This is a genomic window from Flexivirga sp. (genome assembly GCF_051955415.1).
Lineage (GTDB): Bacteria > Actinomycetota > Actinomycetes > Actinomycetales > Dermatophilaceae > Flexivirga.
In genome coordinates this window covers 1-8,619 of record NZ_JBQCGS010000027.1, presented here as the reverse complement: position 1 = coordinate 8,619, position 8,619 = coordinate 1, and the positions used below count along the sequence as shown (strand labels likewise).

The following is an 8,619-nucleotide window of genomic DNA, read 5'->3' as shown; positions in this document are numbered from 1 at the left end:
GTTGTGGGTTGTTTTTCCCCCGGTGTGTGGGGGGGGGGGGGGGGGGGGGGCCCCCCCCCCCCCCCCCCCCCCCGCACCCGTGTATCAGACAGAGGAGTCCCTGCGTGAAGCTCGAACTGCGTGGCATCACCAAGAAGTTCGGCTCGTTCACGGCGAACGACCACATCGACCTGGTGGTCGAGCCCGGGCAGATCCACGCCCTGCTCGGCGAGAACGGCGCCGGCAAGTCGACGCTGATGAACGTTCTCTACGGCCTGTACGAACCCACCGACGGCGAGATCGTGATCGACGACGTGCCGCAGAAGTTCCACGGTCCGGGGGACGCCATGCGGGCCGGCATCGGGATGGTGCACCAGCACTTCATGCTGGTGCCGGTGCTCAGCGTGGCCGAGAACGTCATGCTGGGCGACGAATACACCCGGTCCGCGGGCCTGCTGGACCAGAAGAAAGCGCGTGACGTCGTCACCCGGCTCTCCAAGGACTACCACTTGGAGGTCAACCCGGACGTGCTGGTCGAGGACCTCCCGGTCGGCATCCAGCAGCGCGTCGAGATCCTGAAGGCGCTGGCCCGCGAGGCGAAGGTGCTCATCCTGGACGAGCCGACCGCCGTGCTGACCCCGCAGGAGACCGACCACCTGATGGACGTCATGCGGTCGCTGAAGGCGGGCGGCACCTCGATCGTCTTCATCAGCCACAAACTGCGCGAGGTCCGCGCGATCGCCGACACGATCACCGTCATCCGCCGTGGCAAGGTCGTCGGTCAGGCCGAGCCCAGTGCCAGCCCGGCCGAGTTGGCCGCGATGATGGTCGGCCGCCCGGTGCAGCTGAAGGTCGACAAGCAGCCGGCCGACACCGGCGATGTCGTCCTGGGCATCGAGGGGCTGAGCGTGACTGCCGCCACCGGGCAGGTGCTGGTGGACGACGTGTCCCTGGACGTGCGCGGCGGGGAGATCTACGCGATCGCCGGCGTCCAGGGCAACGGCCAGTCCGAGCTCACCGAGGCGATCGTGGGCCTGATCGAGCCGAGCGCCGGCCGGGTCACCCTGGAAGGCGCCGACATCACCGACGAGAGCACCGACAAGATCCTCGGCCGGGGTGTCGGTTACGTCCCGGAGGACCGCATGCACGACGGGCTGGTCGGCAGCTTCAGCATCGCCGAGAACCTCGTGCTCGACACGTATGACGAGGCGCCCTACGGCAATGCGCTCTCGCTGAACCTGTCCGCGATCGCGCGTAACGCCGCCTAACGCGTCGACGATTTCGACGTGCGGACGCAGAGCGCCGAGGCGGCTGCGTCGACCCTGTCCGGCGGCAACCAGCAGAAAGTGGTGCTGGCCCGGGAGATGAGCCGGCCGCTGCGGCTGCTGGTGGTCTCGCAGCCGACCCGCGGTGTCGACGTCGGGTCCCAGGAGTTCGTGCACAAGCGCATCGTCGCCGAGCGTGACCGCGGCACCGCCGTGCTGCTGGTCAGCACCGAGCTGGACGAGGTCATCGGCCTCGCCGACCGCGTCGGCGTCATGTATGCCGGGAAGATCATCGGCGAACTGCCGCCGACCGCGACAGCGGAGGAGTTCGGCCTGCTGATGGCCGGCCAGACCTCCGACACGAAGGAGGAGGCGTCATGACCCCCGAGGACAAGGGGCCGGACAAGAGTCAGCCGGACAAGAGCGAGCCGCAGACATCGGCCGACCCGGCCACCCAGGGCGACACGCTCGTCGCCGAGCAGGAGTCCGGCGACGACCGGGCGCGCGAGACGATCGGCCAGATCCTGCGCAGCGACCACCCCGCCGTGGTCACGGTGCTCGCCGTCATCTGCGCGATGATCGTCGGCGCCATCCTGATCGTCGTTTCGGACGAGGCGACGCGCAATGCCGCGAAGTACTTCACCGCGGCGCCGATGGACACCCTGACCACCGGGTGGGACGCGATCAAGAACGCCTACGTCGCGATCTTCGAGGGCGCGATCTACAACCCGAACGCCGGACAGGCGCTGTCGCCGATCTCGGAGACGCTGGTCTACGCGACACCACTGATCCTGGCCGGTCTCTCGGTGACGCTGGCGTTCCGGGCCGGTCTTTTCAACATCGGCGCACAGGGCCAGATCCTGATGTCGGCCGCGCTCGCCGGCTACATCGGTTTCGCCTGGAACCTGCCGGCGGGCCTCCACATCGTCGTGGCCATCATCGGGGGCATCGTCGGCGGCGCGATCTGGGCGGCGCTGGCCGGCCTGTTGAAGGCCAAGACCGGTGCGCACGAGGTGATCACCACGATCATGCTCAACTACATCGCGGTCTTCTTCATCAACTGGCTGCTGACCGAGACCTGGTTCCAGGCGCCGCCGTACCAGCAGGCGGTCTCCCGTTCGGTGGACGGCAACGCCCAGTTCTGGCACCTGTTCGGCTCCAACCTGCGGGTGAACTTCTCGTTCGTCCTGGCCATCGTCGCCACGGCGTTCGTGTGGTGGCTGTTGAAGTACGGCACGTTCGGCTTCCGGGTGCGGGCCGTCGGTGCCAACCAGGACGCCGCACGCACCGCCGGGATGAGTGTCGCCTCGACATACATCTGGGTGATGGTGGTCGTCGGGGCCCTGTGTGGTCTGGCCGGCGCCTCGCAGATCCTGGGTGCCGCGAACAACTACCAGATCACCGCCAGCGTCGACGGCGGTGTCGGCTTCACCGCGATCACGGTGGCACTGCTCGGGCGCGGCACCGCGTGGGGCACGTTCGCCGCGGGTCTGCTCTTCGGCGCGCTGACGGCCGGCAGTGGCCAGCTGCAGGCGTCCACGCCGACCCCTCCGGACCTGGTGCAGGTCCTGCAGGCTCTCGTCGTCATCTTCATCGCGGCGCCCGGCCTGATCCGGTTGATCTTCCGTCTGAGGCGTAGCAAGTCCTCCGGCTCGGCGGTGCTCGCGAAGGGATGGAACGGATGAGCCCCGAGTTGAACGACGACCGCACCGAGGTCGCCGACTCGTCGGTCGCCACGGTCGAGGTCGCCCCGGGCGACGTCGTGGCGCAACACGTCGTCGAGCTCAAACAGAGCACCGCCCGCCGCATCGGCACCGGTTGCGCCATCATCGGCCTCGGGCTGGTGGCCGCCGTCGTGCTGGGTTCGTCCGCCGGCTCGTCCTCGACGACGTTCGACCTGAACAGCAACTCCTCCGGCGTGACGGTGCCGAGGTTCTCGGTGCCCGGCGTGGGCGTGATCGTCGCGTGCGGCGTGGTCATCATGCTGCTCGGCGCCGCGCAGCTGGTGCGCGGCTTCAGCAAGCGCACCCTGCGCTGGGTCGGCATCGGCGCGGGCATCCTCTTCCTGATCGCCTTCCTGACCTGGGCCGGCACCGAGGGCAAGCAGTCGGTGCAGGTCGGGTCGTTGCTCTACCAGACGCTGTTCCTGGCCACACCGCTGATCCTCGGCTCGATGGCCGGTGTCATGTGCGAGAAGACCGGTGTCATCAACGTGGCGATCGAGGGGCAGATGCTCTTCGGCGCCTTCGCGGGCGCACTGTTCGGAACCATCGCCAGCAGCTGGATCGGTCTGGTCGCGGCGGTCGTCGTCGGCGGCCTGGTCGGCGCCCTGCTCGCGGTGTTCGCGATCAAGTTCACCGTCAACCAGGTGATCCTGGGCGTCGTCATCAACGCCTTCGCACTCGGTCTGACCGGCTACCTGTATGACGCCGTGATGGCCAACGACGGCAACGGCACCAACCAGCCGACGGTCTTCTCGCCGATCAAGATCCCGCTGCTCGGTGACATCCCGGTCGTGGGTTCGCTGCTGTTCAACCAGACGATCATCACCTACCTGATGTACGCCATCGTGATCGTCATCGACGTCATGCTGCTGCGGTCTCGCTGGGGTCTGCGCACCCGCGCCGTCGGCGAGCACCCGAAGGCGGCCGACACGGTCGGCATCAACGTGCTGCGGCTGCGCTACCAGAACGTCATCGTCGGCGGCGGCATCGCCGGCCTGGCGGGTGCGGCGCTGACGATCGGCTCGGTCGGGCAGTTCAACAAGAACATGACCTCCGGCCAGGGCTTCATCGCGCTGGCGGCGCTGATCTTCGGCCGGTGGACGCCGCGCGGTGCGCTGGGTGCGTCGCTGTTCTTCGGTTTCGCCAGCGCCCTGCCGGTGGCGCTGTCTTTGCTGGCGACCCCGGTCAAGATCGACTCCAACCTGTTGGCGATGCTGCCCTATCTGGCGACGATCTTCGCGGTCGCGGGCCTGGTCGGCCGGGTGCGCGCGCCCGCCGCCGACGGCGAGCCCTACGTCAAGGGCGATTGACGTGGAGGTCGACTGGGCGACGTTGACCGCCGAGGCCGTCGAGGCGTCCCGCCATGCCTACGTGCCCTACAGCAGGTTCCCGGTGGGGGTCGCCGGCCTGGTCGACGACGGGCGGGTCGTCTCCGGCTGCAACGTGGAGAACGCCGCGTACGGCGTCACGCTGTGCGCCGAGTGCGGGATGGTGAGCGATCTGGTGCGCACCGGCGGCGGCCGGCTGGTCGCGGTGTCGTGCGTCAACGCACTCGGTGAGGCGCTGATGCCCTGCGGCCGCTGCCGGCAGCTGCTGTGGGAGCACGGCGGGCCACAGTGCCGGGTGCTGACACCGCAGGGTGTGTGCACGATGAGCCAGGTGCTGCCGCAGGCGTTCGGGTCGGCGGATCTGCAGCACGTCGCGGAGGCGGAGGGATCAGCCGACGCTGCTGGGCAGTGACGCGCCGGAGGTGCCGTGCGCGAGGCAATCGGTGGTGACCTTGGTCAGCGTGCCGGCGTCCAGCGGGTTGAGCTTGTTGACCCGGCCATCGCACAGGGCGCGCAGTGTGGCGTCGGAGAACTGCGGGTAGCCCTCGTCGGCGACGCACGCCGCGACGTCCTCGACCAGGGACCGGGGGACGCCCTTGCCGACGAAGTAGTCCGTCATACCGTCCGCGACCTGCTGCTTGCTGGGTTTGCCGCTCTCGGCGGAGGACCCACCGCCAGTGCGCGCCCCGCCCCCGGTGGGTGAGCTGCTGGAGGCGGTCGGCGTCGAGGAGCTCACGGCCTTGTCGGGACTGCCCGAACTGCATGCGGCAAGGGTCAACGGCAGGGCGAGCAGCACGGCCGCGGCGGCGGCGCGCCGGCTGGGAAGCGAACGCATGGTGTCCTCTCCGGGGTGGCGATGTCCGGACTGTGACGCAGCAACGCCCCGGCCGGTTGCACACCGGCCGGGGCGTTTTCGCTGCGTCTGCGACGTCAGCCGAGCTTGCTGAGCTCGTCCTTGTACTTGGTCTGGCAGTCCTTCGAAGCGGACTCGAACGTCGACTTGTCGTCGGACTTGACCTTGATCTCGCCCTTGTCGTTGGTCTTGCCGTCCTTGATGCTCTTGAGGCTGTCGGCGCTGACCTTGTCGTAGGACTTGTCGATGATGCAGCCGGCCATCTTGTCGAGGAGCGAGTCCGGGATCTTGACCCCCGACTTGTCGGCCTGCTGCTTCACACTCTTGACGTAGCCTGCCGTGACGTCGGCCTTGCTCGGCTTGCTGTCGCCGCAGGCGCTCAGGCCCATCGGCAGGGTGATGATCAGCGCGGCTGCTGCGGTGCGGGACAGGATCGTGCGCATGGGGTGATACCTCCGTGTGACGGGTTCGTGGGGTGTGTGTGCGGTGTGCGTCGTGGTCACCGGGACATGGACGCACCGGGCGACGGGTCGGTTCCCGGACTCCTCCGCTCCGGGACCGGGCACCACTGTGCCCTACGCGCGGGTGGTTGACCGCGTCGGTCCGGCCACTGGCAAGATCCTTGCAATGAGCGAGAGTTTCGATGCGGTCGACGTCATTGCCACCAAGCGCGACAAGCTGCCGCTGGCCAAGGCGCAGATCGACTGGGTGATCGACGCCTACACCCGGGGCGTGGTGGCCGACGAGCAGATGTCGGCGCTGGCCATGGCGATCTTCCTCAACGGCATGAGCCGCGAGGAGATCGCGCACTGGACGGCGGCAATGATCGCGTCCGGAGAACGGATGGACTTCGGATCGCTGTCCCGGCCGACCGCCGACAAGCACTCGACCGGTGGGGTCGGCGACAAGATCACCCTGCCGCTCGCTCCGCTCGTCGCCGTGTATGGCGTGGCGGTGCCGCAACTGTCCGGTCGTGGCCTCGGACACACCGGTGGCACTCTGGACAAGCTGGAGTCGGTCCCGGGCTGGCAGGCGTCCCTGTCGAACGACGCGATGCTGCGCCAGCTGGAGGAGATCGGCGCCGTCATCTGTGCCGCCGGCGCCGGACTCGCACCGGCGGACAAGAAGCTCTACGCACTGCGCGACGTGACCAGCACCGTCGAAGCGATTCCCTTGATCGCCAGCTCCATCATGAGCAAGAAGATCGCCGAGGGCACCGGCTCGCTGGTCCTCGACGTCAAGGTCGGCAGCGGCGCCTTCATGAAATCCACCGAGCAGGCGCGCGAACTCGCGCGCACCATGGTCGATCTCGGCACGGATGCCGGGGTGCGGACGGTCGCGCTGTTGACCGACATGTCGACGCCGCTCGGGCTGACCGCCGGCAACGCGCTGGAGGTGCAGGAGTCCGTGGACGTGCTGGCGGGTGGTGGACCGTCCGATGTGGTGGAGCTGACCGTCGCGCTGGCCCGCGAGATGCTCGCTGCCGCAGGCAAACCCGACGTCGACCCGGCCGAGGCGCTGCGCAACGGCCGGGCGATGGACGTATGGCGCAGGATGATCTCCGCTCAGGGTGGCGACCCCGACGCAGCGCTGCCGGTCGCGGCCGAGACGCAGGTCCTCACGGCGGGCGAAAGCGGAGTGCTGCAGCGGCTGGACGCACTCGCGGTCGGTGTCGCGGCGTGGCGGCTCGGAGCCGGCCGGGCGCGCAAGGAGGATCCCGTGCAGGCGGGCGCCGGTGTCGTCATACACGCCAAACCGGGGGAGCGAGTCACCGCTGGGCAGCCGCTGCTGACGCTGCACACCGACACGCCCAAGCGATTCGCGCGCGCCGAGGAGGCGCTCGACGACGCGTGGACCATCGGCGAATCCGCCGCTGACACAGTGCCGTTGGTCATCGACCGGATATCGCCGGTCGAGTAGCGGGGGAGCGAAGCGGAGGAGCGTATCGAGACCAGGATGCGCCGCGGGATCGTTTCACTAGAGTGTCGGGATGGTTGATCGTTATGCAGAGCCGGTGCGGATCCCGGTGCCGGGCGGGAAGATCATCGACGAGCACATCGGTGTCGCGAGCACCGATGAGCGGCGGGTGAGTGTTGCGCACATGCAGGCCCCGGCCGATTGGTCCGAACCCTTCCAGACGCCCGAGTTCGACGAGTTCACGATCGTGCTGCGCGGTGCCGTCATCGTCGAGCACGGGGACGGCGAGAGCACGACGGTGACTGCCGGGCAGTCACTGAAAACCACGGCGGGAGAGCGCATTCGCTACTCCACGGGCCCGGACGGCGCCGACTACATCGCCGTCTGCCTGCCCGCCTTCCTGCCGGACACGGTGCACCGCGATGAGTGAGGCCGACATCCGCCCCGAGATCAGGGCGCTGCCCAAGGTGCTGCTGCACGACCACCTCGACGGTGGCCTGCGTCCCGCGACGATCGTCGAGCTGGCGCACAAGCACGGGTATGACGCCCTGCCCGCGACCGACGCCGACGATCTGGGCCGCTGGTTCCGCGACGCAGCCGACTCCGGGTCGCTGGAGCGCTATCTGGAGACGTTCGGCCACACCGTGGGTGTCATGCAGACCGCGGACGCCCTGCGCCGGGTCGCGTCCGAATGTGCGCAGGACCTGGCCGCCGACGGCGTCGTCTACGCCGAGGTCCGCTACGCGCCGGAGCAGCACCTGGACGGGGGGTTGACGCTGGAGGTGGTGGTCGAAGCCGTCAACGCCGGTTTCCGCGACGGCGAAGAGGCCGCCGGCGGCCGGATCGTGGTGCGCGCATTGCTCACCGCGATGCGGCACGCGGCCAAGTCGACCGAGATCGCCCAGCTCGCCGTCCGCTACCGCGATCAGGGCGTCGCCGGGTTCGACATCGCCGGTGCGGAGGCGGGCTTCCCGCCCACCCGGCATCTGGACGCCTTCGAATACCTGCAGCGGGAGAACGGTCACTTCACCATCCACGCCGGCGAGGCCTTCGGGCTGCCGAGCATCTGGGAGGCGATCCAGTGGTGCGGCGCCGAACGGCTGGGGCACGGCGTGCGGATCGTCGACGACATCACCGACAACGGCGCGCCGGGGGAGAAGCTCGGTCTGCTGGCGGCATACGTCCGCGACCGCCGGATCCCGCTGGAGATGTGCCCGTCGTCCAATCTGCAGACCGGAGCGGCGGATTCGATCGCCGACCACCCGATCACGCACCTGAAGGACCTGCGCTTCCGGGTCACTGTCAACACCGACAACCGGTTGATGAGCGGCACGTCCATGAGCCGCGAGATGACGCTGCTGGCCGAGGCGTTCGGCTACACCTGGTCCGATCTGCAATGGTTCACGATCAACGCGATGAAGAGCGCGTTCATCGGCTTCGACGAGCGGCTCGACATCATCAACTCGACGATCAAGCCCGGCTACGCCGCACTGATGGCCTAGACCCTCGCGTCGACGACGAAATCGAGCCCGAGGGCGAGCAGCACTCGGTCG

8 protein-coding genes and 1 pseudogene are annotated in these 8,619 nt (G+C 68.6%); 7 read left to right on the top strand and 2 right to left on the bottom strand.

Annotation, left to right across the window (positions count from 1 at the left end):
- Window positions 1-104: 104 nt before the first annotated feature.
- The 4 genes and pseudogenes from ACTHL4_RS04645 to ACTHL4_RS04630 all read left to right on the top strand — a co-directional run bounded on the left by ACTHL4_RS04645 (window position 105) and on the right by ACTHL4_RS04630 (window position 4,708).
- Window positions 105-1,625: pseudogene (locus tag ACTHL4_RS04645) on the top strand (ABC transporter ATP-binding protein).
- Window positions 1,622-2,929: an ABC transporter permease gene (locus ACTHL4_RS04640; RefSeq protein ID WP_440281569.1), complete on the top strand. Its 1,308-nt coding sequence runs from the start codon at window positions 1,622-1,624 to the stop codon at window positions 2,927-2,929. The pseudogene ACTHL4_RS04645 and the gene ACTHL4_RS04640 overlap by 4 nt, the downstream one beginning before the upstream one ends.
- Window positions 2,926-4,278 (top strand): ABC transporter permease, encoded by a 1,353-nt coding sequence (locus ACTHL4_RS04635; protein ID WP_440281568.1) that lies wholly within the window; start codon window positions 2,926-2,928, stop codon window positions 4,276-4,278. Before ACTHL4_RS04640 ends, ACTHL4_RS04635 begins: the two co-directional genes overlap by 4 nt.
- 1 nt (window position 4,279) lies before the next feature.
- Entirely contained in the window at window positions 4,280-4,708 is a 429-nt protein-coding gene (locus ACTHL4_RS04630; protein WP_440281567.1) for a cytidine deaminase, read from the top strand.
- On the opposite strand, the gene ACTHL4_RS04625 is transcribed toward ACTHL4_RS04630, so the two are convergent.
- Window positions 4,685-5,131 carry a hypothetical protein gene (locus ACTHL4_RS04625; protein WP_440281566.1) on the bottom strand — a complete coding sequence of 149 codons (447 nt, stop codon included), beginning with the start codon at window positions 5,129-5,131 and terminating at the stop codon, window positions 4,685-4,687. The two genes, ACTHL4_RS04630 and ACTHL4_RS04625, sit on opposite strands and share 24 nt — an antisense overlap.
- 95 nt (window positions 5,132-5,226) lie before the next feature.
- Window positions 5,227-5,592 carry a hypothetical protein gene (locus ACTHL4_RS04620; RefSeq protein ID WP_440281565.1) on the bottom strand — a complete coding sequence of 122 codons (366 nt, stop codon included), beginning with the start codon at window positions 5,590-5,592 and terminating at the stop codon, window positions 5,227-5,229.
- 184 nt (window positions 5,593-5,776) lie between these two features.
- Here ACTHL4_RS04620 and ACTHL4_RS04615 point away from each other — a divergent pair, with 184 nt between their 5' ends.
- The 3 genes from ACTHL4_RS04615 (at window position 5,777) to ACTHL4_RS04605 (ending at window position 8,568) form a co-directional block, all read left to right on the top strand.
- Entirely contained in the window at window positions 5,777-7,069 is a 1,293-nt protein-coding gene (locus ACTHL4_RS04615; protein ID WP_440281564.1) for a thymidine phosphorylase, read from the top strand.
- A gap of 70 nt (window positions 7,070-7,139) precedes the next feature.
- A complete protein-coding gene (locus ACTHL4_RS04610; protein WP_440281563.1) occupies window positions 7,140-7,496 on the top strand; it encodes a cupin domain-containing protein in 357 nt (118 codons plus the stop codon).
- A complete protein-coding gene (locus ACTHL4_RS04605) occupies window positions 7,489-8,568 on the top strand; it encodes an adenosine deaminase (RefSeq protein WP_440281562.1) in 1,080 nt (359 codons plus the stop codon). Before ACTHL4_RS04610 ends, ACTHL4_RS04605 begins: the two co-directional genes overlap by 8 nt.
- The last annotated feature ends 51 nt before the right edge of the window (window positions 8,569-8,619 follow it).